Below are 26,121 nucleotides of genomic sequence, written 5' to 3'. Positions count from 1 at the left end.
AGCTAACAAAGAGAGGGATTGTAAGGAGGTTTGTCAGGCCGTGTCTTTCTCGGCGTCATTCCGGTGACCCCGCTGTTGTGATCGATCCGGCTTCTGCAGGAGCGAGGCTTGCCCGCGATCAAGACGCCGCGGTGCATCAGACTCATCGAGGCGAGGCTATCGCGGGCCAGCCTCGCCCCTACAGGTCGGATCAGGGCTTGGGGTCAGAACAGCTTCAGCGGTTCTTCGTTGAGCGCCGAGAGTTGCTCGCGCAACGCCAGCACCTGATCGCCCCAATAACGCTCGCTGCCGAACCAGGGGAAGCTGCGTGGGAACGCCGGGTCGTCCCAGCGCCGGGCCAGCCAGGCGCTGTAGTGCATCAGGCGCAGGGCGCGCAGTGGTTCGATCAATGCCAGTTCGCGCGGGTCGAAGTCGTGGAACTCGCTGTAGCCATCCATCAGTTCCGACAGCTGCCCCAGGCATTCCTGGCGATCGCCGGCGAGCATCATCCACAGGTCCTGCACCGCCGGGCCCATGCGGCAGTCGTCGAGGTCGACGATATGGAACACCTCGTCGCGGCACATCATGTTGCCGGGATGGCAGTCGCCGTGCATGCGGATGTTCTGGTGCGGCGTGGCCTGGTAGACCTCTTCCACCCGCTTGAGCAGGTCGCGGGCCACCGACTCATAGGCCGGCAGCAGGCTCTTGGGCACGAAGTCGCCTTCCAGCAGGGTGGTCAGCGAATCGTGGCCGAAGTTCTTCACCCCCAGCGCTTCGCGATGCTCGAACGGGCGAGTGGCGCCGACCGCATGCAGGCGGCCGAGCAATTGCCCCAGGCGATACAGCTGGTCGAGGTTGCCGGGTTCCGGCGCCCGGCCGCCACGGCGTGGGAACAGGGTAAAGCGGAAGCCTTCATGCTCGAACAGGCTTTCGCCCTGGTGAATCAGCGGCGCCACTACCGGTACTTCGCACTCGGCGAGTTCGAAGGTGAAGCGGTGTTCTTCGAGGATCGCCTCGTTGGTCCAGCGCTGCGGGCGGTAGAACTTGGCGATCAGCGGCTCGCTGTCTTCGATGCCGACCTGGTAGACACGGTTTTCGTAACTGTTGAGTGCCAGGACACGGGCGTCGCTGAGAAAACCGATGCTTTCGACGGCATCGAGGACTAGATCAGGGGTAAGGGTTTCGAACGGGTGAGACATGCTGACTCCTGCGCGCAGCAGGCTGCTGCGTCCGGCCAAGCATGGTAGCGCACGAAGGATGACAGGTGGTGACTGTGAGGGCGCTATCGCGGGCAAGCTCGCCCCTACACGGATCTGTAGGAGCAAGGCTTGCCCGCGAAGCGGTCTATCAGGCGCCGACGATACCGCCGTCTTCCCGGGTGATCACCATTACCGAGGAACGCGGCTTGCCGTTGGGCAGGTGCTCGGGGAAGGTCGAACCGCCGTTCTCGCCCGGGTGCTGGATGCCCACGAACAGGCTCCGCTGATCCGGCGAGAAGGTGATGCCAGTGACTTCGCAGCCCACCGGCCCGACCATGAAGCGACGGATTTCACCGGAGTCCGGGTCAGCGCAGAGCATCTGGTTGTTGCCCATGCCGGCGAAGTCGCCGGTGTTGCTGGAGTCGCCGTCGGTGAGGATCCACAACCGGCCGGCCTTGTCGAAACCCAGGCCGTCGGGGCTGTTGAACATGTTCTGCGGGGTGATGTTCGACGAACCGCCTTTGGGCTGGCCGGCATGCACGGCCGGGTTGCCGGCGACCACGAACAGGTCCCAGGTGAAGTCCATCGAACCGTGGTCGCCACGGGCGGTCTGCCAGCGCAGGATCTGCCCGTAGACGTTTTTCTCCCGCGGGTTGGGGCCGCCCACTGGCTGGCCGTCTTCACCACGTTTGGAGTTGTTGGTCAGGGTGCAGTAGACCTGGCCGTCCTTCGGGCTGACCACGATCCATTCCGGGCGGTCCATGCGGGTGGCCTTGACCACGCTGGCCGCGAGGCGGGCGTGGATCAGCACTTCGGCCTGGTCGGCGAAACCGCTGCTGGCGTCGATGCCGTTCTTGCCATGGCTCAGCTCGACCCATTTTCCCTTGCCTTTCGGGTGGTCCGGGTTGCCGTCGCCGTTGTCGAAGATCGCCACGTACAGGGTGCCGTGGTCCAGCAGGTCGCGGTTGGCCTTGGGGTTGCGGTGGTTGATGCGGTCGCGGCTGACAAACTTGTAGATGAACTCGCCACGCTCGTCGTCGCCCATGTAGACCACGGCGCGTCCGTCGCGGGTTTCGGCCAGGGCGGCGTTTTCATGTTTGAAGCGGCCCAGGGCGGTACGCTTGATCGGTTTGGACTGCGGGTCGAATGGGTCGATCTCCACGACCCAGCCGTGACGGTTGAGTTCGTTGGGGTTTTTCGCCAGGTCGAAGCGCGGGTCGAACTGATGCCAGTTGATGTCGCGGCTGCTCGCCGAGGCGCCATAGCGTTTCTGCGCGGCATCGAAGGTCTGCTGGGCGTTGCTGCTGCCGAAGCAGTCGGTGAAGTTCTCTTCACAGGTCAGGTAGGTGCCCCATGGCGTCTTGCCGTTGGCGCAGTTCTGGAAGGTGCCGAGGACTTTGCGGCCGCTCTTGTCGGCGCTGGTTTTCATCAGTGCGTGGCCGGCGGCCGGGCCGCTCAGGCGAATCGGCGCGTTGCCGTGGATGCGCCGGTTGTAGCGCGAGCCCTGGACGAACTGCCATTGGCCGCTGCGGCGCTGTACTTCGATCACCGACACGCCTTCGCTGGCCAGGGCCTTGCGCACGTCTTCCGCCGACTGCGGCATGCCGCCGTGGGGGTAGAGGTAGCGGTAGTTGGTGTATTCGTTGTTGATCGCCATCAGTGCGCGATTCTTGTCGTCCGGGAAGGCGAACAGGCTCATGCCGTCGTTGTTGTCACCGAACTGGACCTCCTGGGCCGCGGCGGTGCCATTGCCACTCGGGTCGAACGCCGGGCCGTTCTTCTGCAGGGGCTGGCCCCAGCTGATCAGCACCGAAGACTTGTAGCCCGGCGGCAGGGAGATGGTGTCGCTGGTGGCGGCGGCAATGCCTTCAAAGCCCAGCAGCTTGCTGGAACCGGCGCTGACGCTGGCGGCCAGCACGCTGCGGCTCAGCAGGTTGCCACCGAGGAACATGGCCGCGCCGCACAGGGCACCGGCGCTGATGAAACCACGGCGGCTGAGGCCGACCATCTTTTCGAGGTCGGTAGGTTGGTCTTCTTCTAATAGGCTCATCACAGGCTTCCTGCAGGGTTTTGCAGCCACCTTAATCAGCGTCGATGACGAACATGTTGCAGCGCCGCAAGCATTGCGCGGCTTTGTGTAGCCGCTGCCGAAGGCTGCGATCGACCCGAAGGGGCGCGAGGACCTTGAGTCCGTCGAGGTCCTGCGACCAGCGTGGCCCGGACTATCGCAGCCTGCGGCAGCAGCAAAAAAAAACTAGAGCGGCGTGCCGAGTAGCACGTTGGACGGCGAGAACTGCACCCGTACCGGCTGGCCGGCGCTCAAGCCAAGGTGTCGCAGGTGCAGCGGTTCGGCCAGGGCACAGAGCGTCTGGCCGCTGGGCAGGGCGATTCTGATTTCGCTGGGGCCGTCTTCGGCGTCGAGGATCGCTTCCAGGGTGCCCTGCAGACAATTGTGTCCGGGTGTTGCGGATTGATCGATGGCCAGCAATTCCAGCCAGCCGGCCTTGATCAACGCCACGACGCCTGTGCCGGGCTCCAATTCCAGGTGCAGGGTGCTGTCATGGGTGATCTGCGCCTGGATCGCCAGGTCTTCTGCGAGCGCCAGTCGTATCAGATCGTTGCGCCCCTGCGCTTCGATCGCCAGAACCGTGCCGTGCAGCTGGTTGCGGGCGCTGGTGCGGAGCATTAGGCGTCCCAGCAGATCGAGGTCGGCGGCGTCTTCGGCAGCTTCCAACACTTGGGCTTGCAAGGCCTGCAAGCGCTGGTAGAGGCGCAGCACCCGTTCGCCTTCGACGGAGAGCCTGGCGCCACCGCCGCCTTTGCCGCCGACACTGCGTTCGACCAGGGGCTTTTGCGCCAGGTTGTTCAACTCGTCGATGGCGTCCCAGGCCGCCTTGTAACTCAGGCCGGCGCTTTTCGCGGCACGGGTGATCGAGCCCTGTTCGGCGATGTGCTGCAGCAGGGCAATGCGCTGCGGGCGACGGGCGATGTGCTGGGTCAACAAGGTGGGCAAGGGCATGGCTGAACGCTTTGAACGCTGGGAATGGAAAGGGAGTTTGCGGCTTGAGGGGCGAGAGTCAAGTTCAGTCGGGCTCGCCGGGTTTTGGCGTGCGTGCCAGGCAATAGACGTCTACCCGCCGCGCCCCGGCCTTGAGCAGCAGCCGCGCCAGGGCGTGGGCGGTCGCGCCGGTGGTGAGCACGTCGTCCACCAGCGCCAGGTGCCGGCCATGGACCGCCGCCTCGGGCATCAGGGCAAAAGCATGGTGCAGGTTGCGGTGCCGCGCCCTGGCATCCAGGCCCTGCTGCGATGGCGTGTCCTGGGTGCGCTGCAACGAGGTTTCGTCACAGGGGATTTGCAGGATCTCGCCCAGCCAGCGTGCGAGCATCGCCGCCTGGTTATAGCCGCGCTGGCGCAGGCGCTTGCGGGCCAGGGGCACCGGCAGCAGAGCGTCGGGTTGCGCCAGGTCCTCGGCAAAGCGATGTTGCAGCGATTGCGCGAGAAGTTCGGCCAAAAGACGGCCAAAGGGCCATTTGCCGTTGTGCTTGAAGCGGCTGACCAGGCTGTCGACGGGAAAGCTGTAACGCCAGGGCGCCACCACCTGGGCGAAGGCGGGCGGTCGCTTGAGGCACTGGCCGCAGGTCAGGCCGGCCGCGGGCAGGGGCAGGGCGCACACCTGGCAATGATCGCCGAGCCACGGCAGTTCGGTTTCGCAGGCGGTGCAAATGGCTTGGGGGGTGTCGGTCGGCTCGTCGCAGAGCAAATAGGTTTGTTTGTTTTTTAACCAGATGTAAACCTGTCCTTTGTAATGTGGTTGACACTGCATGGCGCTTCCTTAAATATGCCCAACATCCGTGTCGCGGCTGTGGGTATTGCCTTCCCGCAGCCGCTTGCCAAGCATAATCAAGGAATCGCCCATGAGCGCCAGCACCACCGCCAATCTGCGTCATGACTGGACTTTGGCTGAAGTCAAAGCCCTCTTCGTCCAGCCGTTCAATGACTTGCTGTTCCAGGCGCAGACGGTGCACCGCGCGCATTTCGACGCCAACCGCGTCCAGGTTTCCACCCTGTTATCGATCAAGACCGGCGCTTGCCCGGAAGATTGCAAATATTGTCCGCAGTCCGGTCACTACAACACCGGCCTGGAAAAAGAAAAACTGATGGAAGTGCAGAAGGTCCTCGAAGAGGCCGCGCGCGCCAAGGCCATAGGTTCGACCCGTTTCTGCATGGGTGCGGCCTGGAAACACCCGTCGGCCAAAGACATGCCGTACGTGCTGGAAATGGTCAAGGGCGTGAAGGCCATGGGCCTGGAAACCTGCATGACCCTCGGTCGCCTGGACCAGGACCAGACCGAAGCGCTGGCCAAGGCCGGCCTGGACTACTACAACCACAACCTCGATACCTCGCCGGAGTTCTACGGCAGCATCATCACCACCCGCACCTACAGTGAACGCCTGCAAACCCTGGCCTACGTGCGCGATGCCGGGATGAAGATCTGCTCCGGCGGCATCCTCGGCATGGGCGAGTCCCTCGATGACCGCGCCGGCCTGCTGATCCAGTTGGCCAACCTGCCGGAGCACCCGGAGTCGGTGCCGATCAACATGCTGGTGAAAGTGGCCGGCACGCCGCTGGAAAACTCCGAGGACGTCGACCCGTTCGACTTCATCCGCATGCTTGCCGTGGCTCGTATCCTGATGCCGAAATCCCATGTGCGCCTGTCCGCCGGCCGCGAAGCGATGAACGAGCAGATGCAGGCCCTGGCGTTCTTCGCCGGTGCCAACTCGATTTTCTACGGCGAGAAACTGCTGACCACCGCCAACCCGCAGGCCGACAAGGACATGCAACTGTTCGCGCGCCTGGGCATCCAGCCGGAAGCCCGCGAAGAGCATGCCGACGAGGTGCACCAGGCCGCCATCGAGCAGGCGCTGGTGGAGCAGAAGAGCAGCGAGCAGTTCTACAACGCCGCCGTCTGATCTGCTGCCTCTGTAGGAGCGAGGCTTGCCCGCGAATGGTTCACCGCGTGAGCCCAGGGACACAGAGGTGTCTGGATCGCGGGCAAGCCCCCCTCCTACAAGGATGATGTTCCTTTTCTTGCCTGCGAGGCCTGCATGTCTTTCGATCTCCGCGCGCGTCTCGCTGCCCGTCGTGCCGAAAATCTCTATCGTCAGCGCCCACTGCTGGAAAGCCCGCAAGGGCCACAAGTAGTGGTCGACGGCCAGCCGTTGCTGGCGTTCTGCAACAACGATTACCTGGGCCTGGCCAATCACCCGCAAGTGATCGAAGCCTGGCGTGCTGGCGCGTCCCGCTGGGGCGTGGGCGGTGGCGCTTCGCACCTGGTGATCGGCCACAGCACGCCCCACCATCAGTTGGAAGAAGCCCTGGCCGAGTTCACCGGCCGCCCGCGGGCATTGCTGTTCACCACCGGTTACATGGCCAATCTCGGCGCGGTCACCGCGCTGGTGGGGCAGGGCGACACGGTGCTGGAAGACCGCCTCAACCACGCGTCATTGCTGGATGCCGGCCTGCTGTCCGGTGCGCGCTTCAACCGTTACCTGCACAACGATGCCGAGAGCCTGGCCAAGCGCCTGGAGAAAGCCACCGGCAATACCCTGGTGGTCACCGATGGTGTGTTCAGCATGGACGGCGACCTGGCCGACCTGCCGGCGCTGGCTCGCGAAACCCGGGCCAAGGGCGCCTGGCTGATGGTCGACGACGCCCATGGTTTCGGGCCGCTGGGGGCCAACGGCGCAGGGATCGTCGAGCACTTCGGCTTGAGCCAGGAAGAGGTGCCGGTCTTGGTGGGCACCCTCGGCAAGGCGTTCGGCACCGCTGGCGCCTTTGTCGCGGGCAGCGAGGAACTGATCGAAAGCCTGATCCAGTTCGCCCGTCCCTACATCTATACCACCAGCCAGCCGCCGGCCCTGGCCTGCGCCACCCTGAAAAGCCTGGAGCTGTTGCGCAGCGAGCACTGGCGGCGTGAACACCTGAATACCCTGATCCGCCAGTTCCGCCAGGGCGCCGAGCAGATCGGGCTGACCCTGATGGACAGCTTTACGCCGATCCAGCCGATCCTGATCGGCGACAGCGCGCGGGCGATTCGCCTGTCGCAGATGCTGCGCGAGCGCGGCCTGATGGTCACCGCGATTCGTCCGCCTACCGTGCCCACGGGGAGCGCCCGCTTGCGGGTGACCCTGTCCGCCGCCCATAGTGAGGCTCAGGTCCAGCTATTGTTGAATGCACTGGCGGATTGTTTTAGCGAACCGGGACCGGAGCCAAGCCATGCGTGATCGACTGATTCTGCTGCCCGGTTGGGGTCTCGGTGTATCGCCGCTCGAACCCTTGGCGGCGGCTCTGCAGGGGCTGGACGAACACCTGCGGGTCGAGATCGAGCCATTGCCGGAGCTGGAGTCCAGCGACCTGAATGAGTGGCTCGACGAACTGGACGCCAGCGTGCCGGACAACGCCTGGCTCGGTGGCTGGTCACTGGGCGGCATGCTGGCTTCCGAGCTGGCGGCGTGTCGTGGTGAACGCTGCTGCGGTCTGCTGACGTTGGCCAGCAACCCCAGTTTCGTGGCGCATGCCGAGTGGGCAAGCGCAATGCCGGGGGAGACCTTCGACGGGTTTCTGGCCGGCTGTAACGCCGACCCACGCACCACCCTCAAGCGTTTCAGCCTGTTGTGTGCCCAGGGCGCCGAAGATCCGCGCGGCCTGTCGCGCCTGCTGTCGGGCGGCGCGCCGCATACTTCGGGTGCTGTGTTGATGGCTGGCCTGGAGTTGCTGGCGCAGCTGGATACCCGCCATGCCTTGCAGGCGTTTCGTGGACCGCAGTTGCATCTGTTCGCCGGGCTTGATGGCCTGGTGCCGGCCGAAGCCGCGGGCGAACTGCTGGCGTTGTTGCCCGATGTCGAAGTTGGCCTGATTGAGCAGGCCAGCCACGCGTTTCTTCTGGAGGATCCCCACGGTGTGGCGGGGGCGATCCAGGCTTTTTTGCATGAGTCCGGTGATGACTGATCTGTCCCTTCCCAAGCCCCCCGGCAGCTTGCCCGACAAGCGCCAGGTGGCGGCTTCCTTTTCTCGCGCGGCGTCCAGTTACGACAGCGTGGCGCAACTGCAGCGCGACGTCGGTAACGAGTTGCTGGGCCGCCTGCCGCAAGACCGCGAGCCCGGCCGGTGGCTGGACATGGGCTGTGGCACGGGTAATTTCAGCCGCCTGTTGGGCGAGCGTTTCCAGGCCAGCGAAGGGCTGGCGCTGGACATCGCCGAAGGCATGCTCGAGCACGCCCGGCCGTTGGGCGGGGCGCGGTATTTCATTGCCGGCGATGCCGAGCGTTTGCCGTTGCAGGGGCAGAGTTGCGAACTGATTTTCTCCAGCCTGGCGGTGCAGTGGTGCGCGGATTTCCGTTCGGTTCTCAGCGAGGCGCATCGGGTGCTGAAGCCGGGCGGCGTGCTGGCCTTTGCCAGCCTGTGCGTCGGTACGCTGTACGAATTGCGCGACAGTTGGCGTCAGGTCGACGGCATGGTGCATGTCAATCGCTTTCGTGAGTTCAGTACATATCAACAGCTGTGTGCGGCGAGCGGCTTGCAGGTGCTGAGCCTGGAGACCCGTCCTCATGTGCTGCACTACCCGGATGTGCGCAGTCTGACCCATGAGTTGAAGGCCCTGGGGGCGCACAACCTCAACCCTGGACGGCCCGGCGGGCTGACAGGGCGGGCGCGGATCAAGGGCCTGATCGACGCCTACGAACAGTTCCGTCAAGCGCAGGGATTGCCCGCGACCTACCAGGTGGTCTACGCCGTATTGGAGAAGCCGCTATGAGCCAAGCCTATTTCGTTACCGGAACAGACACCGATGTTGGCAAGACCACCGTCGCCGCCGGCTTGCTGCATGCCGCGCGGCTCTCGGGATTGAACACCGCGGCCGGGAAACCTGTGGCTTCGGGCTGCGAGCTGACCCCCGCGGGGTTGCGTAACGCCGATGCCTTGGCCCTGTTGGCTGAATGTTCATTGCCGCTGACCTATGACGAGGTCAATCCGCTGGCTTTCGAGCCAGCCATCGCTCCCCATCTGGCGGCCCGCGAGGCTGGCGTGGCGTTGACTGTTCAGGCCTTGCTGGCGCCCATGCGTCAGGTGCTGGCCAAGGGCGCGGATTTCACCCTGATCGAAGGGGCCGGTGGCTGGCGTGTGCCGCTGGCCGATCAGGACAACCTGTCCGACCTGGCCATGGCCCTGGGCCTGCCGGTGATCCTGGTGGTGGGCGTGCGCCTGGGCTGTATCAACCATGCCCTGCTGACGGCCGAGGCGATTGCACAGGACGGATTGCAGCTGGCCGGCTGGGTGGCCAATATCATCGAGCCGAAGACTTCGCGGCTCGAGGAGAACCTCGCCACGCTGGCGGAGCGCCTGCCCGCACCTTGTCTGGGGCGGGTCCCGAGATTGAAGGCGGTCAGCGCCGAAGCGGTGGCCGAGTATCTGCAACTGGACCTGCTTGACTAGATTTTGCCTATGGTGAGGCACTGTGCCATTAGTGTTTTTGACGGGTCTTTTTCTGACGCGTCTGGTTCAATAGCCGCTGTTCATTCCTTGCAGGGTCGAATTCTCCCATGGAAATTTCCGGGAATACCGCTTTCTACGCCGGCCTGAGTACCGTGCAGACCGGGCAGAATCGTGTCGATCAGGCGGCCAGCCAGATCGCCAATACGACCATCGAACGTTCTGTCGCCAGCCAATCCTCTGAGGTACAAGTCGAGCGCCTGCGATCTGTCGATCGCAGCCAGCAATCGGACCTGGCCAGCAACATGGTCGAGATGGCCATGGGCAAGGTTCAGGCGGAGCTGGGTGTGAAAGTCGCCAAGGCCGCCGATGAAGTGCTCGGTACGCTGATCGACACCTACGCTTGACCCTCCTTCGGTAGCCCTGCCCATTTTTGCGGGCAGGGTGACCCGCGCAAGAACGCCCTGCAAAACCCATCTTCCGTCTTGCTGGCCTGCCAGCTCCTACACTCTATTCAGCTTCCGAATATTTCACGGCATTCGCTGTGGGCCTTTGCGTGCAAGGCCTGCAGAGGATCGATGACGAACGGTGTTTGCGTGGCGCTTGACAAGGTTTGGGCGTAAACGTATGTTTCAAACAACTGTTTGACCGCCACAATAAATCAACGCGGTCGTTCATTCCCGGTTACATCAGCAGAGGTTTATCGCTATGCCTGACTACAAGGCCCCCTTGCGTGATATTCGCTTCGTTCGTGACGAGCTGCTCGGCTATGAAGCGCACTATCAGAGCCTGCCGGCTTGCCAGGACGCTACTCCAGACATGGTTGACGCCATCCTCGAGGAAGGTGCGAAGTTTTGTGAGCAGGTACTGGCCCCTCTGAACCGTGTGGGTGACCTGGAAGGCTGCACCTGGAGCGAGTCCGGCGTTAAGACCCCGACTGGCTTCAAAGAGGCCTACAAGCAATTCGTCGAAGGCGGCTGGCCAAGCCTGGCTCATGATGTCGAGCATGGCGGTCAAGGCCTGCCGGAGTCCCTGGGCCTGGCTGTCAGCGAAATGGTCGGCGAAGCCAACTGGTCGTGGGGCATGTACCCAGGCCTGTCCCATGGCGCGATGAACACCATTTCCGAACACGGCACGCCTGAGCAGCAAGAGGCTTACCTGACCAAGCTGGTATCCGGCGAGTGGACCGGCACCATGTGCCTGACCGAACCGCACTGCGGCACCGACCTGGGCATGCTGCGCACCAAGGCCGAACCTCAGGCCGACGGTTCCTACAAAGTTACCGGCACCAAGATCTTCATCTCGGCCGGTGAACACGACATGGCCGACAACATCGTCCATATCGTTCTGGCCCGCCTGCCGGATGCACCGGCTGGCACCAAAGGCATCTCGCTGTTCATCGTGCCGAAGTTCCTGCCGAACGCCGATGGCACTGTCGGCCAGCGCAACGCCGTGAGCTGCGGTTCCCTGGAACACAAGATGGGTATCCACGGTAACGCCACCTGCGTGATGAACTTCGACGCGGCCACCGGTTTCCTGATTGGCCCGGCGAACAAAGGCCTGAACTGCATGTTCACCTTCATGAACACCGCTCGCCTGGGCACCGCGCTGCAAGGCCTGGCCCACGCCGAGATCGGTTTCCAGGGCGGCCTGAAATACGCTCGCGATCGTCTGCAAATGCGTTCCCTGACTGGCCCGAAAGCGCCGGACAAGGCCGCCGACCCGATCATCGTGCACCCTGACGTACGTCGCATGCTGTTGACCATGAAGGCTTTCGCCGAAGGCAACCGGGCCATGGTCTACTTCACTGCCAAGCAGGTCGACATCGTCAAGTACGGCGTGGACGAAGAGGAGAAGAAGAAAGCCGACGCACTGCTGGCCTTCATGACTCCGATCGCCAAGGCCTTCATGACCGAAGTCGGTTTCGAATCCGCCAACCACGGCGTGCAGATCTACGGTGGCCACGGTTTCATCGCCGAGTGGGGCATGGAGCAGAACGTTCGCGACAGCCGCATTTCCATGCTGTACGAAGGCACCACCGGCATCCAGGCGCTGGACTTGCTGGGCCGTAAAGTGCTGATGACTCAAGGCGAGGCTCTGAAAGGTTTCACCAAGATCGTCCACAAGTTCTGCCAGAGCAACGAAGGCAACGAGTCGGTCAAAGAGTTCGTCGCACCGCTGGCTGCACTGAACAAGGAATGGGGTGAGCTGACCATGAAGGTCGGTATGGCGGCCATGAAAGACCGTGAAGAAGTCGGTGCTGCGTCCGTGGATTACCTGATGTATTCCGGTTATGCCTGCCTGGCTTACTTCTGGGCCGACATGGCACGCCTGGCTGCCGAGAAGCTGGCTGCCGGCACCACCGAAGAGGCGTTCTACACCGCCAAGCTGCAGACCGCGCGCTTCTACTTCCAGCGCATCCTGCCGCGTACCCGCACTCACGTGGCGGCCATGCTGTCGGGCGCCAACAACCTGATGGACATGAAAGAGGAAGATTTCGGCCTGGCTTACTAAGCCCTACCGGCATCTCTTCAGAGGCCGCTTCTCCTTCGGGAGAAGCGGCTTTTTTGTGCGCGGGATGAACCTGAAAATAATCCGACTAAAACGTTAAGAAGAAGCCGATCCCTGCCGTTACAGAAGTGGCAATGTGACATGCATCACATTTGTGCTGTTTAACCATGCCAGGTGAAGGCATAGTGCCATCTACTGTTTAACCGCGTCGGAGCTTTACCTTGCCGCGTTCTTCTGCTGTACGTTTCAGCCATTTTCTACCGTCATTGTTACTCTTGCTTGCGGGGCTCGCGGCTGCCTACGTCAAGGATCTCAACGTTTTCTTCACCTCGCTGTTCAACGTCTTGCCGACCCTGGTGCTGCTGCTCGGCGGCGCTTATTGCGCGGTGTACCGGCGCCAGCGTGAACTGTTCCTGATGGTCACGGTGTACATCGCCTATTTCCTTCTCGATACCCAGACCGACTATTACCGCGACAACGGCAAGGTCCGCGAGGATGCGGCCGTGGTGTTCCACTTGGTCTGCTTGCTGCTGCCGCTGCTGTTTGGCCTGTTTGCGGCCTGGCAGGAGCGTACCCACCTGTTCCAGGACATGGTGGCGCGGTTTGCCGTATTGCTCGCCTTTGGCAGCGTGGCGCTGGGCCTGGAGCAGAGTTATCCCCAGGCGCTGCTGGCCTGGCTGGCGGAAATCCGTTGGCCGGCCCTGCACGGCGCCTGGATGAGCCTGATCCAGTTGTCGTACCCGGTGTTTATCGCCGCCTTCCTGTTGCTGGCGATCCAGTACTGGCGCAATCCACGCCCGCTGCATGCGGCGCAGTTGGTGGGGCTGCTGGGGCTGTTCTGGATGCTGCCCAAGACCTTCATCCTGCCGTTCACCCTGAACATCATGTGCAGCCAGGTGATGCTGATGATCGCCGCGGCCGTTGCCCATGAGGCGTACCAGATGGCTTTCCGCGACGAGCTGACCGGCTTGCCGGGGCGCCGCGCCTTGAACGAGCGCATGCAGCGCCTGGGGCGCAACTATGTGCTGGCGATGAGTGACGTCGATCACTTCAAGAAATTCAACGACACCCACGGCCACGATGTGGGCGACCAGGTGCTGCGCCTGGTGGCCAGCAAACTGTCGAAAGTCAGTGGCGGCGGTCGAGCCTACCGTTATGGCGGTGAGGAGTTTGCGGTGGTGTTCGCCGGCAAGACCCTTGAGGAATGCATGCCGCACCTGGAGGTCATTCGCGAGACCATCGCCAACTACAACATCCAGTTGCGCAATCAGGAGAACCGGCCCCAGGACGACCAGCAAGGACGTCAGCGCCGGGGGGTGGCCGCGGCGTCCAGCGTATCGGTGACCGTCAGTATCGGCGTCGCCGAGCGGCAGATGGAGCACCGCTCGCCCGAGGAGGTGCTCAAGTCTGCCGACCAGGCGCTGTACAGCGCCAAGGGCGCGGGGCGTAACTGCGTCATGGCCTTCGGTCAGAACCGCCGTGGCGCGGTGCGCATGGACACCGCTGCGGGTTGAGTGATAGCGGCGCATTCAGCGTCTGGACTGTGATTGGCAGGTCGGATTAGCGGCAGTAGGTTGGATTGATCTGCTGCCGGAGAAACGACCATGCCCGAGTACAAAGCTCCCCTGCGCGACATGCGCTTTTTGATCGATCACGTCTTCGACTTTCACACCAGCTATGCCGCCCTGGGGGCCATCGATGCCAGCCCGGACATGGTGGCCGCGATCCTAGAAGAAGGGGCGAAATTCTGTGAAAACGTGCTGGCGCCGTTGAACCGCCCGGGCGATGAAGAGGGCTGCCATTTCGACAATGGCGTGGTTACTACGCCAAAAGGCTTCAAGCAGGCTTTCGCCCAGTATGTAGAAGGCGGCTGGCACGGCCTGGCGGCGGACCCGAACTACGGAGGCCAGGGCCTGCCGCATTCGCTGGGGCTGGTGATCAGCGAAATGGTTGGCTCCAGCAACACTTCCTGGGGCATGTACCCGGGCCTGACCCACGGCGCCATGTCGGCGATTCACGCCCATGGCAGCGAAGAGCAGAAGCTGACCTACCTGAGCAAGCTCACCGCCGGCCAATGGACCGGCACCATGTGCCTGACCGAAGCCCATTGCGGCACCGACCTGGGCATCATCAGGACCCGCGCCGTGCCCCAGGCCGACGGCAGCTATGCGGTCTCCGGCAGCAAGATTTTCATCTCGGCCGGCGAGCACGACATGAGTGAAAACATCATCCACCTGGTGCTGGCCAAGCTGCCGGATGCGCCGGCCGGTACCAAGGGCATTTCGCTGTTTATCGTGCCCAAGTTTTTGCCCAACGCCGATGGCGAGGCGGGTGAGCGCAATGGTGTGAGCTGCGGCTCCATCGAACACAAGATGGGCATCAAGGCTTCGGCCACCTGCGTGCTCAACTTCGATGGCGCCAAGGGATTCCTGATCGGTGAGGCCAACAAGGGCCTGAATTGCATGTTCACCATGATGAACCACGCGCGCCTCGGTACCGGGATGCAGGGCCTGTGCCTGGGCGAGGCAAGCTTCCAGGGCGCAATCAAGTACGCCAACGACCGTCTGCAGATGCGCTCCCTGACCGGGCCGAAGGCGCCGGACAAAGCCGCCGACCCGATCATTGTCCACCCCGATGTGCGGCGCATGCTGCTGACCATGAAGGCCTTCAACGAAGGTAATCGCGCCCTGGCCTATTTCACTGCGCAGTTGCTGGATGTGGCGCACCTGGCCGCCGACGAGACCCAGCGCCAGGATGCCGAGAACCTGTTGGCTTTCCTGACGCCGATCTGCAAGGCCTTCATGACTGAAACCGGGCTGGAGGTGACCAACCACGGCATGCAGGTGTTTGGCGGGCATGGCTTCATTCGCGAATGGGGCATGGAGCAACTGGTGCGCGACTGCCGCATCGCCCCGATCTATGAAGGCACCAACGGCATCCAGGCCCTGGACCTGCTGGGGCGCAAGGTGCTTGGCAGCCAGGGCAAGTTGCTGACGGGTTTCACCAAGATCGTCCACAAATTCTGCGCGGCCAATGCCGAGCATCCACAACTCAAGGGTTATGTGACGCAACTCGACGGGCTCAACCGGCAGTGGGGCGTGCTGACCACCAAGGTCGGGATGGCGGCGATGAAGAACCCCGACGAAGTCGGCGCCGCGGCGCTGGATTACCTGATGTACAGCGGTTACATCATCCTCGCCTACCTGTGGCTGCGCATGGCGCTGGTGGCCCAGGCCCGGATCGACGCCGGTGAAGAGGATGCCGATTATTGCCAGGCCAAGCTGGCGACCTGCGAGTTCTACTTCAAGCGCTTGCTGCCGCGTACCGCAGCCCATCTGGCGGCGATCGAGGCGGGCAGTGACTGCCTGATGACGTTGCCGGCGGAGCTGTTTGCGCTCTAGGTTTTCATGTAATCGTCCATTGCGGGCAAGCCTGCTCCTGCAGATATTTGCAGGAGTGAGTTTGCTCGCGATCTTTGATGACTAAAAATTACATTAAAGTCATGAGTTGACCCTATGTGTCGCAAAAGTTGTTCGGGTACACTCGAGCTTTCGTAACTGGGGCCGTTCGGGTCCACTTGTTTAGATCTTGCGAGGTTTGCCATGGCTGACTACAAAGCGCCCCTGCGCGATATGCGCTTCGTCCTCAATGAAGTTTTCGAGGTCGCCAAACTCTGGGCCGAACTGCCTGCTCTGGCCGACACCGTCGACGCTGAAACCGTCGAAGCGATTCTTGAGGAAGCCGGCAAAGTCACCGGCAAAAGTATCGCCCCGCTGAGCCGCGGCGCCGATGAAGAGGGCTGTCACTGGAGCGACGGCGCGGTGACTACGCCAGCAGGTTTTCCACAGGCCTATCAGACTTACGCCGAAGGCGGCTGGGTCGGCGTCGGCGGCGATCCAGCCTACGGCGGCATGGGCATGCCCAAGGCGGTATCGGCCCAGGTCGAGGAAATGGTCAACTCGGCCAGCCTGTCGTTTGGTCTGTACCCGATGCTGACCGCGGGCGCCTGCCTGTCGATCAATGCCCACGCCAGCGAAGAATTGAAGGCGGCCTACCTGCCGAACATGTATGCAGGCGTCTGGGCCGGCTCCATGTGCCTCACCGAGCCGCATGCCGGTACCGACCTGGGCATCATTCGCACCAAGGCCGAGCCGCAGGCCGACGGCTCCTACAAGGTCAGCGGCACCAAGATCTTCATTACCGGCGGTGAGCACGACCTGACCGAGAACATCATCCACCTGGTGCTGGCCAAGCTACCGGACGCACCGGCGGGACCGAAGGGCATTTCGTTGTTCCTGGTACCGAAGTTCCTGGTCAACGCCGACGGTAGTCTGGGCGCGCGCAACCCGGCCAACTGCGGTTCGATCGAACACAAGATGGGCATCCAGGCCTCGGCCACCTGTGTGATGAACTTCGACGAAGCCGTCGGTTACATCGTTGGTGAGCCGAACAAGGGCCTGGCGGCAATGTTCACCATGATGAACTACGAGCGTCTGGGCGTCGGTATCCAAGGCCTGGCCTCGGGCGAGCGTTCCTATCAGAACGCCGTGGAGTACGCCCGCGATCGCCTGCAAAGCCGTTCGCCGACCGGCCCGCAAGCCAAGGACAAGGTCGCTGACCCGATCATCGTGCACCCGGATGTGCGTCGCATGCTGTTGACCATGAAAGCCGCGAACGAAGGCGGCCGCGCGTTCTCCACCTATGTGGCGATGCAACTGGATACCGCGAAGTTCAGCGAAGATGCGCTGGTGCGTAAGCGCGCGGAAGATCTGGTGGCCCTGCTGACGCCGGTGGCCAAGGCCTTCCTCACCGACCTGGGGTTGGAAACCACGATTCACGGCCAGCAGGTTTTCGGCGGCCACGGCTACATCCGTGAATGGGGCCAGGAGCAGCTGGTGCGCGATGTGCGCATTACGCAGATTTATGAAGGCACCAATGGCATCCAGGCGCTGGACCTGGTCGGGCGCAAGATCGTCGGCAGCGGCGGGGCGTTCTACAAGCTGTTCGCTGACGAGATTCGCCATTTCACCGCGACCGCCAGCGCCGATCTGGCCGAGTTCACCAAGCCGTTGAACGACGCACTGGATAACCTGGACGAACTGACGGCCTGGCTGCTGGACCGGGCCAAGACCAATCCGAACGAAATCGGCGCGGCCTCGGTCGAATACCTGCAAGCATTCGGATACACGGCGTACGCCTACATGTGGGCGTTGATGGCAAAAGCGGCCCAGGGCAAGGAGTCGCAAGACGATTTCTACGCCAGCAAGCTGGGTACCGCGCGCTTCTACTTCGCCCGTCTGCTGCCGCGTATCCACTCGCTGAGCGCATCGGTGAAGGCGGGTAGCGAATCGCTGTTCCTGCTGGATGCGGCGCAGTTCTGAGCACGGCCACGTCATGTAAGCATTCTCTTACATGACGTGCTGCTAATCACCCATATCGGCAGATTGGATCCAGAGCTAATCTACTTCACATGGACGTCGCGCAGGAAGCGCAAAGCAATAACACGGACACGTAGGATTCCGCCAGGATGGTGGAGTGAAAAGGATGTCAGGGAAACAGTCTGCAAAGCCCCGCTTCGGCGGGGTTTTCTTTTGCCCGCGTTTTTTATCTGCGCTGCTTCAACCCAGCCCTTCCAGCGTCACCGGGCCTGTCATCCGTCCATCTGGACCGCTCATCTCTTCTTCCAGCAAGGTTCGCAGCAATTCCAGGGTTGCCTGCTGACGCTGCACATCACGACATACCAGCCCCACTTTCAACGGCACCCTCGGTTCGCTCAGCGGTTTCCATAACAGGTCCGTATGGCTGTGGGTCTGCCGCGAGCGCCCCGGCAAGACCGTCGCCAGGCGGGTGTTGGGCAAGCTGTCGAGAATCCCCGCCATATTGTTCAGTTCCGCCTGTACCTGCGGCCGGCGTCCGAGGTTGGCCAGTTGCGCCTGCCAGATCTGGCGTATCTGGAACTCCTCGCCCAGCAACAGCATGGGTAGCTCCGCGGCCTGGCTCATGGAGACCTTCTTGAATTCGCGCAGGGGATGTTCGGCAGGAATCACCAGGGTCAACTCGTCTTCGTAGAGCTGCACGCCATGCAACCCTGGCTGGCGCGGCGGCAGATAACTGATGCCGATATCCAATGAGCCATTGAGCAGGCGCCGTTCGATTTCCAGGCCGGTCAGTTCGTAGATCTGCACCACCAGATGCGGCTGGGCCTTGCGCACCCGCTCAAGCATTTGCGGCACCAGGCTGCTGTGCACAGTTTGCAGTACGCCGATCGCCAGCGTGCGCAGGGCCTGGCCCTTGAAGTTGCCCAGGGCTTCACGAGCCCGTTGCATGCCGTCGAGCAAGGGCAGGGCATGGTTGTACAGGGTATGGGCCGCCAGGGTCGGCAACAGGCGCTTGCTGCTGCGCTCGAACAGGCTGACATCGAGGTTCTGTTCCAGCTGACGGATCTGTTGCGAGAGCGCGGGTTGGGAGATCGACAGGCGCTCGGCGGCTCGTCCCACGTGACCTTCTTCATACACCGCGACGAAATAACGCAGTTGTTTAAAATCCATAAGTTTTACTTATCGAAAAAGCTGGAAAATCGAAATGGCCCGATATGCTGCAGAAGCCTAGTCTAACCCCTATTCACAGGGCTTACAGGGCCAGAAGGCGAGATGAATACCGTTTACGTGGATGGTGTTTACATAGGCAAGGCAAAAAACCTCGGACAGGGTTTGATCAGTGATACGGACAAACGTCCGGTTGCAAACCGACTCTGGTTATGGCCGCAGGGCCTGGGCAGCGACGAACACGGCGACCCGCGCTTTCATACCGGCCCGGAGCGGGCGCTGCACCATTACCCCGCCGAACACTACAGCTACTGGCGCAAGCGTTATCCACAGATCGACTGGTGTGCCCCGGCCTTTGGCGAAAACCTGTCTACCCACGGCCTGACCGAGGAACAGGTCTGCCTCGGCGATATGTTCCGCTGGGGCGGCGCGCTGCTGCAGGTCAGCCAGCCGCGTTCGCCCTGTTATCGCCTGAGCCACCGCTGGGGCATCCCCGACCTGCCGCAACAGGCGCAAAACAATGGTCGCTGCGGCTGGTTCTACCGGGTGCTCAAACCCGGTTTCGTCAGTGCCGATCAGCCCTTCGAGCTGATCCAGCGCAGTTACCCGGGGTTGACCGTGGCCTGGGCTCTGCGTTGTTTTTATCGAGAACCTCTGGAGCATGCGGGCTTGAAGAAACTGGTGGACTGCCCGGCACTGGCGTCGCGTTGGCGCGACATCGCGATCAAGCGCATGCGCACCGGCCTGATCGAGGATTGGTCCGCGCGCCTGCTGGGCCTGCCGCTGCAGGGGTTGAGCGCATGAACCTGTTCAGCCTGCGCCGCCCTCAGCCGAGCCTTGATGATCTGGCGGCCGAGCCCTGCCTGTCGCCGATGAGCGACAACCTTTCCAGTGAGTGCCTGATGCCCAGCGTGCAGCGACCCCATCCAGTGTTTGTACGTGGCCAGGGCTCATGGCTGTGGGACAGCGATGACCGCGCCTACCTCGACTTCGTCCAGGGCAACGCCGCCAACAGCCTTGGCCATAGCCCGTCAGCGCTGGTCAAGGCGCTGACGGCCCAAGCCCAGTCACTGATCAACCCCGGCTCGGGCTTTTACAACCGCGGCATGCTCAACCTCAGCGAGCGCTTGTGCCGCAGCACCGGCAGCGACCAGGCCTATCTGCTGAGCAGTGGCAGCGAAGCCTGCGAAGCGGCGATCAAGCTGGCCCGCAAATGGGGCCAGCTGCACCGCGGTGGGGCCGCGAAGATCATCACTGCCAGCGGCAGCTGTCATGGTCGCAGCTTCGCGGCAATGTCGGCGTCGGCAAGCACCCATATCGCCAATCGCTTCGAGCCACAGCTGTCGGGTTTCAGTCATGTTCCCTTCAATGACCTGCCAGCCTTGCATGCCGCGGTGGATGCGCAGACCGTGGCGATCATGCTCGAGCCGATCCAGGGCGAGGCCGGGGTGATTCCGGCGACCGAGCATTACCTCAAGGGGGTCGAACGCCTGTGCCGCGAGCTGGGCATCCTGCTGATCCTGGATGAAGTGCAAACCGGCATCGGCCGCTGCGGCACCTTGCTGGCCGAACAACTCTATGGCGTGCGCGCCGACATCGTGGCCCTGGGCAAAGGCCTCGGTGGTGGCGTGCCCTTGGCGGCCTTGCTGGCGCGTGGCAAGGCCTGTTGCTTCGAGGTGGGTGAGCTGAACGGCACCCATCACGGTAATGCGCTGTTGACCGCCGCGGGCCTGACGGTGCTCGATAGCGTACTGGACAACAGCTTTCTCGAGCATGTGCGGGACAACGGTCAGTACTTGCGCGAAGGGCTGGCCCGCCTGGCGAATCGTTATGCCCAGGGAGAACTGCGTGGGCAGGGATTGTTCTGGGGGCTGAGCCTGGCCGACGACTCGGCCGAGGCCGTGGTCAAGGCGGCCCGTTACGAAGGTCTGTTGCTGGCCGCAACCCAACCGGACTGCCTGCGCTTTACCCCGGCGTTGACGGTGAGCAAGGCCAACATCGACGAAATGCTGCTGCGCCTGGCGCGGGCCTTTTCGCGAGTACGCACCGCGCAGCTGCAATGCCGCAAGGGGCTGGTGGTTTGAGGCCTGGCTTGGTCCCGCCACACCCGATCTTGCACTGACAGAAATTCCCGAACCGTCTCGCGGTATAACGCATCGCCCCGTGTCCGATCTTTCGCACGGGGCGTTTTTTTGTCTCGGGCTTTTGCAAAACCGCCATCAGGCCTTGAAGGCCATCATCCAGGCAAGGTTCCTTAGGCTCATCCACCAGGACGGTGGGGCTGCTGGGGCGCAAGACCACCGGGCAGCTTGGGTTGAATACATATACCACTGGGTGGTATGTTTTTGGGAAGGGAAGCCATGACAATCAGGTTGTTCAAAACCAAAGGTTTTGCTGTTGCGGCTAAAAAAGCCTTGATCCATGACGACCAGTTGCTGGCCGCATTCAGTGAGTTATACAAAGGCCAGGCTGATGACTTGGGTGGCGGGGTCTGGAAAAAACGCCTGAACGCCAACCGCCATCGTTCGATCGTCCTGGCCAGGGGCCGGCGTTACTGGGTGTTCCAGTTCCTGTTCGCCAAGCAGGACCAGAGCAATATCAGCCACCAGGAACTGCAGGCATTCCGCGCGTTGGCCAAGGCCTACGAAGGACTGGATGGCTGGCAGGTCCAGCAGCTACTCGAGATGAAAGCGTTTGTGGAGATCAGACATGAGCAAGCCGTTCAAGACTGAAGCCCTTGAATCGATACATGAGTCGGCCAGTGCCCTGCACGCCATCGGCGCCATCGGCAAAACCACCATGCGCCAGTTCGATGAGGCGTGTATCGCGCCAGTACCGGCGAATATTCCTGCGGAGCAGATCAAGCTGCTGCGCGAGCGTAGTAACGTCAGCCAGCCGGTCTTTGCCCGTTACCTGAACACCAGCGCGTCCACGGTGAAGCAGTGGGAGTCTGGCGAGAAGCACCCGAGCGGCATGGCGTTGAAACTGCTGAGCATCGTGCAGAAGCACGGCCTTGAAATACTGGCGTGAGCCGGCACTGAAACACCGCCCGGCCTGGGGATAAAAACTGGCCCTTGGCCAGAATCAATTGAACCCTGCCGAACGCCATGGGTCGATTAGCGGTGAGGCTCGTACGAGTCGATTGCTATCAGAAGCTGCCCCATGGACTTTATCCGCATCATCATCGCCATTCTGTTGCCGCCATTGGGCGTGTTCCTGCAAGTGGGGTTTGGCGGTGCGTTCTGGCTGAATATCCTGCTGACCCTATGCGGTTACATCCCGGGGATCGTGCATGCGGTGTACATCATCGCCAAGCGCTGAGCCTGGCGCCCGCTCCGCAGAGGAGCGGGCTGGTTCCCCTTGGACGCCGATTATTCCGGTGCGTCCGTCTGTTCCATTACCTGCCGATAAAACAGCCATTCCTGTTCCAGGGCGTGAGCCTGATTGGCGGCCTTGCGAAAACCGTGGCGCTCGTCCGGGTAATAGTGCGCTTCGGCCGCAATGCCGTTGTCTTGTAACGCCTTGAGCATGTCCCGGGTCTGCTGGGGCACTACCACGGCATCGAGTTCACCCTGGAAGAAAACCACCGGCACGCGGATATTGCTGGCATGCAACAGCGGGGTGCGGGCCTTATAGCGTTCGGCATCCTGTTCGGGGTCGCCGATCAGCCAGTCGAGGTAGTCGCCTTCGAACTTGTGGGTATCTCGCGCCAGGGCCACGGGGTCACTGACGCCATACAGGCTGGCGCCGGCACGGAACACATCGGCGAAGGCCAGGGCGCAAAGGGTGGTGTAGCCGCCGGCGCTGCCACCGCGGATGAACGCCCGGCCGCCATCGATCAGGCCTTGTCGGGCCAGATACGCGACCACCGCACAGGCGTCCTCCACATCCACTTCGCCCCAGCTCAGGTGCAGGGCTTGCCGGTACTCGCGGCCATAGCCGGTGCTGCCGCGATAGTTCAGGTCGGCCACGGCGAACCCCCGTTGCGCCCAGTACTGGATACGCGGGTCGAGTATCGGATAACAGGCCGAGGTCGGGCCGCCGTGGATGAACACCACCAGCGGCGGCCGGTCGTCATCGCTCATGGCCGGGTAGAAAAAGCCGTGGGCCTCGCCCTGGCCGCTGGGGTAACGCAGGGTTTGCGGACGGCTGATCTGCTCGGGCAGCAGGGGCGCCACGCCGCCAGCCAGGACCTTGACCTGCTGCGATTGGCGGTCAATGGCGATCACCGCGGACGGACTCACAGGTGACGCCGCGATGCAGTAGATAAACCGTTCATCCAGCGCCAGGTTGCGGAAGCGGCTGTAGTCGCCGCTGAAGTCCTGTTGCTCACCCTCGGCCAGGCGCAGCCCCAAACGGCCAAAACCGGCTTGCGTCCAGGTACCCAGCCAGCTGTCGCCGCCCAGCGGCAGCCAGGTGCAGCAGCCCAATTGCCAGGGTGCCGGGGCGTGATCGGCGGCGGCGCAGGGCAGCGCCTGCAGGCCGTTAGGGGTTTCACCCCAGGGTTGCCAGAAGCCGGCGCGGTCGGTCAGGCAATACAGGCGGCCGCTGTCATCGAAGCGCGGCTGTTGCAGCGACTCTTCCGCGCGGTCACCAGCCAGGCACCGAGGGTCATCCCAGCGGCCGTTGGCCAGGCGCTCGGCGACCATCAGGCGGGTCGAGGTCCAGGGCTGATGCGGTCGATCCCATTCGATCCATGCCAGGCGCTGGCCGTCCGGGCTCAAGGTGGGAGCCGCGTAGAAGTCCGCCCCTTCGGCCAGCAGCTGGCGTTTTCCGCTACCGGAGTCGATGGTCACCAGGCAATGCCGGTTGTTGTGCTCTTCCACTGCCAGCACCTGGCCGGCGGCGAACTGCAGGTCGCCATAACGACACTCGCCGCAGGTCAGGGCTACCGGTGCTTCGCCTTGCAGCGACTGTCGGTAGAGCTGCTGATCCGCCTCGTTGACGAACACCAGCCCGTCATCGCTCAGGCAAAAGGCGCCGCCGCCGTATTCATAGACCCGGCTGCGCACGCTGAAGCCTTGTGGCGTCAGGCAGCGGGCCTGGTTGTCGCGCCAGTGCCAGATCCGGCAAGCGGCATCTTCGGGGCGGTATTCGTTCCAGAACAGGCCGTTGGCGCCGAGCCGCAGCTCGGCGAAATCGATGCCGGCGGCGACGGCTTGGGCGGCGCTGAAGGATTCAGCCCTTGGCGATGAGGCGCGAGTTTCGTTCATTACGGAAGGCCAGTTGTTCGATGGTCTGAGTGGCGTGCTCGGCTTCTTCGCGGGCCTTGAGGATCACGCCGTGATGGGGCGACTTGCTGCACACCGGGTCGGCATTGCTGGCATCGCCCGTGAGCATGAAGGCCTGGCAGCGGCAGCCACCGAAGTCCTTTTCCTTTTCATCGCAGGAGCGGCAGGGCTCGGGCATCCAGTCATAACCACGGAAGCGGTTGAAGCCGAAGGAGTCATACCAGATGTGCTGCATGCTGTGGTCGCACACATTGGGGAATTGCACGGGCAGTTGCCGGGCGCCGTGGCAGGGCAGGGCGGTGCCGTCCGGCGTGACCGTGAGGAAGATGCTGCCCCAGCCGTTCATACAGGCTTTCGGGCGTTCCTCGTAGTAGTCCGGGGTGACGAAAATCAGTTTGCACGGATGCCCTTCGGCTTCCAGCCTGGCGCGGTATTCGTTGGTGATGCGTTCGGCGCGTACCAGTTGTTCCTTGGTCGGCAGCAGGCCGACGCGGTTGAGCTGGGCCCAGCCGTAGAACTGGCAGGTGGCGAGCTCGACGAAGTCGGCTTCCAGGGCGATGCACAGTTCGATGATGCGGTCGATTCGATCGATGTTGTGCCGATGGGTGACGAAGTTCAGCACCATCGGGTAGCCGTGGGCTTTCACCGCCCGGGCCATTTCCAGCTTCTGGGCGAAGGCTTTCTTCGAGCCGGCCAACAGGTTGTTCACCTGCTCGTCGCTGGCCTGGAAACTGATCTGGATATGGTCGAGCCCGGCCTTCTTGAAGTCGCTGATCTTCTGCTCGGTCAGGCCGATGCCGGAGGTGATCAGGTTGGTGTAGAAACCCAGCTTGCGCGCCTCGCCGATCAGCTCGGCAAGGTCCTGGCGCACCAGCGGTTCGCCACCGGAAAAGCCCAGCTGCGCGGCGCCCATCTCCCGGGCTTCGCGAAATACCTTGAGCCACTGCTCGGTGCTCAGCTCCTTGCCCTGCTCGGCGAAATCCAGCGGGTTGGAGCAGTACGGGCATTGCAGCGGGCAGCGGTAGGTCAGCTCGGCCAGCAGCCACAGCGGCAGGCCGACTTCCGGCTTGGGCGGTATCGGCGCTGGCGAATCAGCCAAGTTCGATCCAGTGCTGTGCACGGGCGACCTCCATGAATTGCTCGATGTCGTCACCGAGTTCGGGCACGTCGGGGAACTGGACTTGCAGCGTCTGGATGATCGCCGCGACATCCCGTTCGCCGTCGATCAACCCGCCGATCAGCGCGGCGCTCTCGTTGAGCTTGATCATGCCTTCAGGGTAGAGCAGTACATGGCCCTTCTGCGCCGGTTCGTACTGGAAGCGGTAGCCGGGACGCCAGGTCGGGGTCTTGCTGCGATCGAAGCTCATAGGGTGATTCCTTTATGCCAGACCCGTTCTGTGGTGACGCTGTGATACGGCGGACGATTGAGTTCATAGGCCATGCTCATGGCGTCGAGCATGCTCCAAAGGATGTCCAGTTTGAACTGGAGAATTTCCAGCATGCGCTCCTGGCCGGCGCGGGTAGTGTAGTGCTGCAGAGTGATTGCCAGCCCGTGCTCGACATCGCGCCGCGCCTGGCCCAGGCGGGTGCGGAAGTATTCATAGCCGGCCGGGTCGATCCACGGGTAATGCTGGGGCCAGCTGTCGAGACGCGACTGGTGGATCTGCGGTGCGAACAGCTCGGTCAGCGAGCTGCTGGCGGCCTCCTGCCAGCTGGCGCGGCGGGCGAAGTTGACGTAGGCGTCGACGGCGAAACGCACGCCCGGCAGCACCAGCTCTTGCGAGCGCAGCTGGTCCGGGTCGAGACCGACCGCTTGCCCCAGGCGCAACCAGGCCTCGATGCCACCGTCTTCGCCGGGGGCGCCGTCGTGGTCCAGCAGGCGCTGAATCCACTCGCGACGAATTTCCCGATCCGGGCAGTTGGCGAGAATCGCCGCGTCCTTGAGCGGGATGTTCACCTGGTAGTAGAAGCGGTTGGCGACCCAGCCCTGGATCTGCTCGCGGGTCGCCCGGCCCTGGTACATCGCCACATGATATGGGTGGTGGATGTGGTAATAGGCGCCCTTGGCCCGCAGGGCTTGCTCGAATTCGGCGGGGGACATTGCTGTGTCAGTCATTGCGGTTCTCCGGGGAACAACCGTGGATAGTGTTGCCTCATCGGGCCTCATC

At 62.8% G+C, this 26,121-nt stretch carries 24 protein-coding genes; 15 read left to right on the top strand and 9 right to left on the bottom strand.

Annotation, left to right across the window (positions count from 1 at the left end; genetic code table 11):
• Positions 1 to 203 precede the first annotated feature (203 nt).
• The 4 genes from PMI20_RS00445 to PMI20_RS00430 form a co-directional block, all read right to left on the bottom strand.
• Positions 204 to 1,178, bottom strand: a complete 975-nt coding sequence (locus tag PMI20_RS00445; protein ID WP_007926057.1) for a serine/threonine protein kinase — start codon at positions 1,176 to 1,178, stop codon at positions 204 to 206.
• A gap of 148 nt (positions 1,179 to 1,326) precedes the next feature.
• Positions 1,327 to 3,228: a PhoX family protein gene (locus PMI20_RS00440; protein WP_007926058.1), complete on the bottom strand. Its 1,902-nt coding sequence runs from the start codon at positions 3,226 to 3,228 to the stop codon at positions 1,327 to 1,329.
• A 204-nt stretch (positions 3,229 to 3,432) separates the two neighbouring features.
• Positions 3,433 to 4,197, bottom strand: a complete 765-nt coding sequence (locus tag PMI20_RS00435; protein ID WP_007926060.1) for a TOBE domain-containing protein — start codon at positions 4,195 to 4,197, stop codon at positions 3,433 to 3,435.
• Positions 4,198 to 4,261: 64 nt separating this feature from the next.
• Positions 4,262 to 5,002 carry a ComFC family protein gene (locus PMI20_RS00430; protein ID WP_007926061.1) on the bottom strand — a complete coding sequence of 247 codons (741 nt, stop codon included), beginning with the start codon at positions 5,000 to 5,002 and terminating at the stop codon, positions 4,262 to 4,264.
• Between the two features lie 91 nt (positions 5,003 to 5,093).
• On the opposite strand from PMI20_RS00430, the gene bioB reads away from it, so the two are divergent.
• From bioB to PMI20_RS00380, 10 genes are all read left to right on the top strand, one after another.
• On the top strand, positions 5,094 to 6,149 hold the full coding sequence (bioB, locus tag PMI20_RS00425) for a biotin synthase BioB (RefSeq protein WP_007926062.1): 1,056 nt from the start codon (positions 5,094 to 5,096) through the stop codon (positions 6,147 to 6,149).
• 135 nt (positions 6,150 to 6,284) lie between these two features.
• On the top strand, positions 6,285 to 7,463 hold the full coding sequence (bioF, locus tag PMI20_RS00420; RefSeq protein WP_007926064.1) for an 8-amino-7-oxononanoate synthase: 1,179 nt from the start codon (positions 6,285 to 6,287) through the stop codon (positions 7,461 to 7,463).
• Complete coding sequence (locus PMI20_RS00415; protein ID WP_007926065.1) at positions 7,456 to 8,187, top strand: alpha/beta fold hydrolase; 732 nt, start codon at positions 7,456 to 7,458, stop codon at positions 8,185 to 8,187. The genes bioF and PMI20_RS00415 overlap by 8 nt, the downstream gene beginning before the upstream one ends.
• Positions 8,180 to 8,992: a malonyl-ACP O-methyltransferase BioC gene (bioC, locus tag PMI20_RS00410; RefSeq protein WP_007926066.1), complete on the top strand. Its 813-nt coding sequence runs from the start codon at positions 8,180 to 8,182 to the stop codon at positions 8,990 to 8,992. Before PMI20_RS00415 ends, bioC begins: the two co-directional genes overlap by 8 nt.
• Entirely contained in the window at positions 8,989 to 9,669 is a 681-nt protein-coding gene (gene bioD / locus PMI20_RS00405) for a dethiobiotin synthase (RefSeq protein ID WP_007926067.1), read from the top strand. The genes bioC and bioD overlap by 4 nt, the downstream gene beginning before the upstream one ends.
• 107 nt (positions 9,670 to 9,776) lie before the next feature.
• Complete coding sequence (locus PMI20_RS00400) at positions 9,777 to 10,073, top strand: hypothetical protein (RefSeq protein WP_007926068.1); 297 nt, start codon at positions 9,777 to 9,779, stop codon at positions 10,071 to 10,073.
• Between the two features lie 301 nt (positions 10,074 to 10,374).
• On the top strand, positions 10,375 to 12,180 hold the full coding sequence (locus PMI20_RS00395; RefSeq protein WP_007926069.1) for a phenylacyl-CoA dehydrogenase: 1,806 nt from the start codon (positions 10,375 to 10,377) through the stop codon (positions 12,178 to 12,180).
• 218 nt (positions 12,181 to 12,398) lie between these two features.
• Positions 12,399 to 13,691, top strand: a complete 1,293-nt coding sequence (locus PMI20_RS00390; RefSeq protein WP_007926070.1) for a GGDEF domain-containing protein — start codon at positions 12,399 to 12,401, stop codon at positions 13,689 to 13,691.
• A 90-nt stretch (positions 13,692 to 13,781) separates the two neighbouring features.
• A complete protein-coding gene (locus tag PMI20_RS00385; protein WP_007926071.1) occupies positions 13,782 to 15,578 on the top strand; it encodes an acyl-CoA dehydrogenase C-terminal domain-containing protein in 1,797 nt (598 codons plus the stop codon).
• A 201-nt stretch (positions 15,579 to 15,779) separates the two neighbouring features.
• Positions 15,780 to 17,558: an acyl-CoA dehydrogenase C-terminal domain-containing protein gene (locus PMI20_RS00380; RefSeq protein WP_007926073.1), complete on the top strand. Its 1,779-nt coding sequence runs from the start codon at positions 15,780 to 15,782 to the stop codon at positions 17,556 to 17,558.
• A 237-nt stretch (positions 17,559 to 17,795) separates the two neighbouring features.
• On the opposite strand, the gene PMI20_RS00375 is transcribed toward PMI20_RS00380, so the two are convergent.
• The gene (locus PMI20_RS00375) at positions 17,796 to 18,725 is read right to left on the bottom strand and encodes a LysR family transcriptional regulator (RefSeq protein ID WP_007926075.1); all 930 of its coding nucleotides are present in this window, start codon (positions 18,723 to 18,725) and stop codon (positions 17,796 to 17,798) included.
• Positions 18,726 to 18,827: 102 nt separating this feature from the next.
• Between PMI20_RS00375 and PMI20_RS00370 the strand changes: the two genes are divergently transcribed.
• The 5 genes from PMI20_RS00370 (at position 18,828) to PMI20_RS00350 (ending at position 22,043) form a co-directional block, all read left to right on the top strand.
• Positions 18,828 to 19,526, top strand: coding sequence for an MOSC domain-containing protein (locus tag PMI20_RS00370; protein WP_007926077.1), 699 nt, complete (start codon positions 18,828 to 18,830; stop codon positions 19,524 to 19,526).
• Positions 19,523 to 20,806, top strand: coding sequence for an aspartate aminotransferase family protein (locus tag PMI20_RS00365; RefSeq protein WP_007926079.1), 1,284 nt, complete (start codon positions 19,523 to 19,525; stop codon positions 20,804 to 20,806). The genes PMI20_RS00370 and PMI20_RS00365 overlap by 4 nt, the downstream gene beginning before the upstream one ends.
• Before the next feature lie 276 nt (positions 20,807 to 21,082).
• Positions 21,083 to 21,454 carry a type II toxin-antitoxin system RelE/ParE family toxin gene (locus PMI20_RS00360; protein ID WP_007926081.1) on the top strand — a complete coding sequence of 124 codons (372 nt, stop codon included), beginning with the start codon at positions 21,083 to 21,085 and terminating at the stop codon, positions 21,452 to 21,454.
• Positions 21,432 to 21,752: a helix-turn-helix domain-containing protein gene (locus tag PMI20_RS00355; protein ID WP_007926083.1), complete on the top strand. Its 321-nt coding sequence runs from the start codon at positions 21,432 to 21,434 to the stop codon at positions 21,750 to 21,752. Before PMI20_RS00360 ends, PMI20_RS00355 begins: the two co-directional genes overlap by 23 nt.
• A gap of 132 nt (positions 21,753 to 21,884) precedes the next feature.
• Positions 21,885 to 22,043, top strand: coding sequence for a YqaE/Pmp3 family membrane protein (locus PMI20_RS00350; protein WP_003228885.1), 159 nt, complete (start codon positions 21,885 to 21,887; stop codon positions 22,041 to 22,043).
• A gap of 50 nt (positions 22,044 to 22,093) precedes the next feature.
• Here PMI20_RS00350 and PMI20_RS00345 read toward each other — a convergent pair whose 3' ends face one another.
• The 4 genes from PMI20_RS00345 to pqqC are packed head-to-tail and all read right to left on the bottom strand — an operon-like array spanning position 22,094 to position 26,069.
• Positions 22,094 to 23,935 (bottom strand): S9 family peptidase, encoded by a 1,842-nt coding sequence (locus PMI20_RS00345; RefSeq protein WP_007926084.1) that lies wholly within the window; start codon positions 23,933 to 23,935, stop codon positions 22,094 to 22,096.
• A complete protein-coding gene (pqqE, locus tag PMI20_RS00340) occupies positions 23,901 to 25,073 on the bottom strand; it encodes a pyrroloquinoline quinone biosynthesis protein PqqE (RefSeq protein ID WP_007926087.1) in 1,173 nt (390 codons plus the stop codon). Before pqqE ends, PMI20_RS00345 begins: the two co-directional genes overlap by 35 nt.
• Complete coding sequence (gene pqqD, locus PMI20_RS00335) at positions 25,045 to 25,320, bottom strand: pyrroloquinoline quinone biosynthesis peptide chaperone PqqD (protein ID WP_007926090.1); 276 nt, start codon at positions 25,318 to 25,320, stop codon at positions 25,045 to 25,047. The genes pqqE and pqqD overlap by 29 nt, the downstream gene beginning before the upstream one ends.
• Positions 25,317 to 26,069: a pyrroloquinoline-quinone synthase PqqC gene (gene pqqC, locus PMI20_RS00330; RefSeq protein WP_007926092.1), complete on the bottom strand. Its 753-nt coding sequence runs from the start codon at positions 26,067 to 26,069 to the stop codon at positions 25,317 to 25,319. Before pqqC ends, pqqD begins: the two co-directional genes overlap by 4 nt.
• Positions 26,070 to 26,121: the final 52 nt, after the last annotated feature.

The sequence above is a fragment of the Pseudomonas sp. GM17 genome (genome assembly GCF_000282175.2).
Classification (GTDB): domain Bacteria; phylum Pseudomonadota; class Gammaproteobacteria; order Pseudomonadales; family Pseudomonadaceae; genus Aquipseudomonas; species Aquipseudomonas chlororaphis.
This window is presented reverse-complemented; position numbering and strand designations above follow the sequence as displayed.

What these genes read in the sequence shown, in the direction of transcription:
- PMI20_RS00445 (WP_007926057.1), bottom strand. Translation starts at nt 1,178, where the DNA reads ATGTCTCACCCGTTCGAAACCCTTACCCCTGATCTAGTCCTCGATGCC.
- PMI20_RS00440 (WP_007926058.1), bottom strand. Translation starts at nt 3,228, where the DNA reads ATGAGCCTATTAGAAGAAGACCAACCTACCGACCTCGAAAAGATGGTC.
- PMI20_RS00435 (WP_007926060.1), bottom strand. Translation starts at nt 4,197, where the DNA reads ATGCCCTTGCCCACCTTGTTGACCCAGCACATCGCCCGTCGCCCGCAG.
- PMI20_RS00430 (WP_007926061.1), bottom strand. Translation starts at nt 5,002, where the DNA reads ATGCAGTGTCAACCACATTACAAAGGACAGGTTTACATCTGGTTAAAA.
- bioB (WP_007926062.1), top strand. Translation starts at nt 5,094, where the DNA reads ATGAGCGCCAGCACCACCGCCAATCTGCGTCATGACTGGACTTTGGCT.
- bioF (WP_007926064.1), top strand. Translation starts at nt 6,285, where the DNA reads ATGTCTTTCGATCTCCGCGCGCGTCTCGCTGCCCGTCGTGCCGAAAAT.
- PMI20_RS00415 (WP_007926065.1), top strand. Translation starts at nt 7,456, where the DNA reads ATGCGTGATCGACTGATTCTGCTGCCCGGTTGGGGTCTCGGTGTATCG.
- bioC (WP_007926066.1), top strand. Translation starts at nt 8,180, where the DNA reads ATGACTGATCTGTCCCTTCCCAAGCCCCCCGGCAGCTTGCCCGACAAG.
- bioD (WP_007926067.1), top strand. Translation starts at nt 8,989, where the DNA reads ATGAGCCAAGCCTATTTCGTTACCGGAACAGACACCGATGTTGGCAAG.
- PMI20_RS00400 (WP_007926068.1), top strand. Translation starts at nt 9,777, where the DNA reads ATGGAAATTTCCGGGAATACCGCTTTCTACGCCGGCCTGAGTACCGTG.
- PMI20_RS00395 (WP_007926069.1), top strand. Translation starts at nt 10,375, where the DNA reads ATGCCTGACTACAAGGCCCCCTTGCGTGATATTCGCTTCGTTCGTGAC.
- PMI20_RS00385 (WP_007926071.1), top strand. Translation starts at nt 13,782, where the DNA reads ATGCCCGAGTACAAAGCTCCCCTGCGCGACATGCGCTTTTTGATCGAT.
- PMI20_RS00380 (WP_007926073.1), top strand. Translation starts at nt 15,780, where the DNA reads ATGGCTGACTACAAAGCGCCCCTGCGCGATATGCGCTTCGTCCTCAAT.
- PMI20_RS00375 (WP_007926075.1), bottom strand. Translation starts at nt 18,725, where the DNA reads ATGGATTTTAAACAACTGCGTTATTTCGTCGCGGTGTATGAAGAAGGT.
- PMI20_RS00370 (WP_007926077.1), top strand. Translation starts at nt 18,828, where the DNA reads ATGAATACCGTTTACGTGGATGGTGTTTACATAGGCAAGGCAAAAAAC.
- PMI20_RS00365 (WP_007926079.1), top strand. Translation starts at nt 19,523, where the DNA reads ATGAACCTGTTCAGCCTGCGCCGCCCTCAGCCGAGCCTTGATGATCTG.
- PMI20_RS00360 (WP_007926081.1), top strand. Translation starts at nt 21,083, where the DNA reads ATGACAATCAGGTTGTTCAAAACCAAAGGTTTTGCTGTTGCGGCTAAA.
- PMI20_RS00355 (WP_007926083.1), top strand. Translation starts at nt 21,432, where the DNA reads ATGAGCAAGCCGTTCAAGACTGAAGCCCTTGAATCGATACATGAGTCG.
- PMI20_RS00350 (WP_003228885.1), top strand. Translation starts at nt 21,885, where the DNA reads ATGGACTTTATCCGCATCATCATCGCCATTCTGTTGCCGCCATTGGGC.
- PMI20_RS00345 (WP_007926084.1), bottom strand. Translation starts at nt 23,935, where the DNA reads ATGAACGAAACTCGCGCCTCATCGCCAAGGGCTGAATCCTTCAGCGCC.
- pqqD (WP_007926090.1), bottom strand. Translation starts at nt 25,320, where the DNA reads ATGAGCTTCGATCGCAGCAAGACCCCGACCTGGCGTCCCGGCTACCGC.
- pqqC (WP_007926092.1), bottom strand. Translation starts at nt 26,069, where the DNA reads ATGACTGACACAGCAATGTCCCCCGCCGAATTCGAGCAAGCCCTGCGG.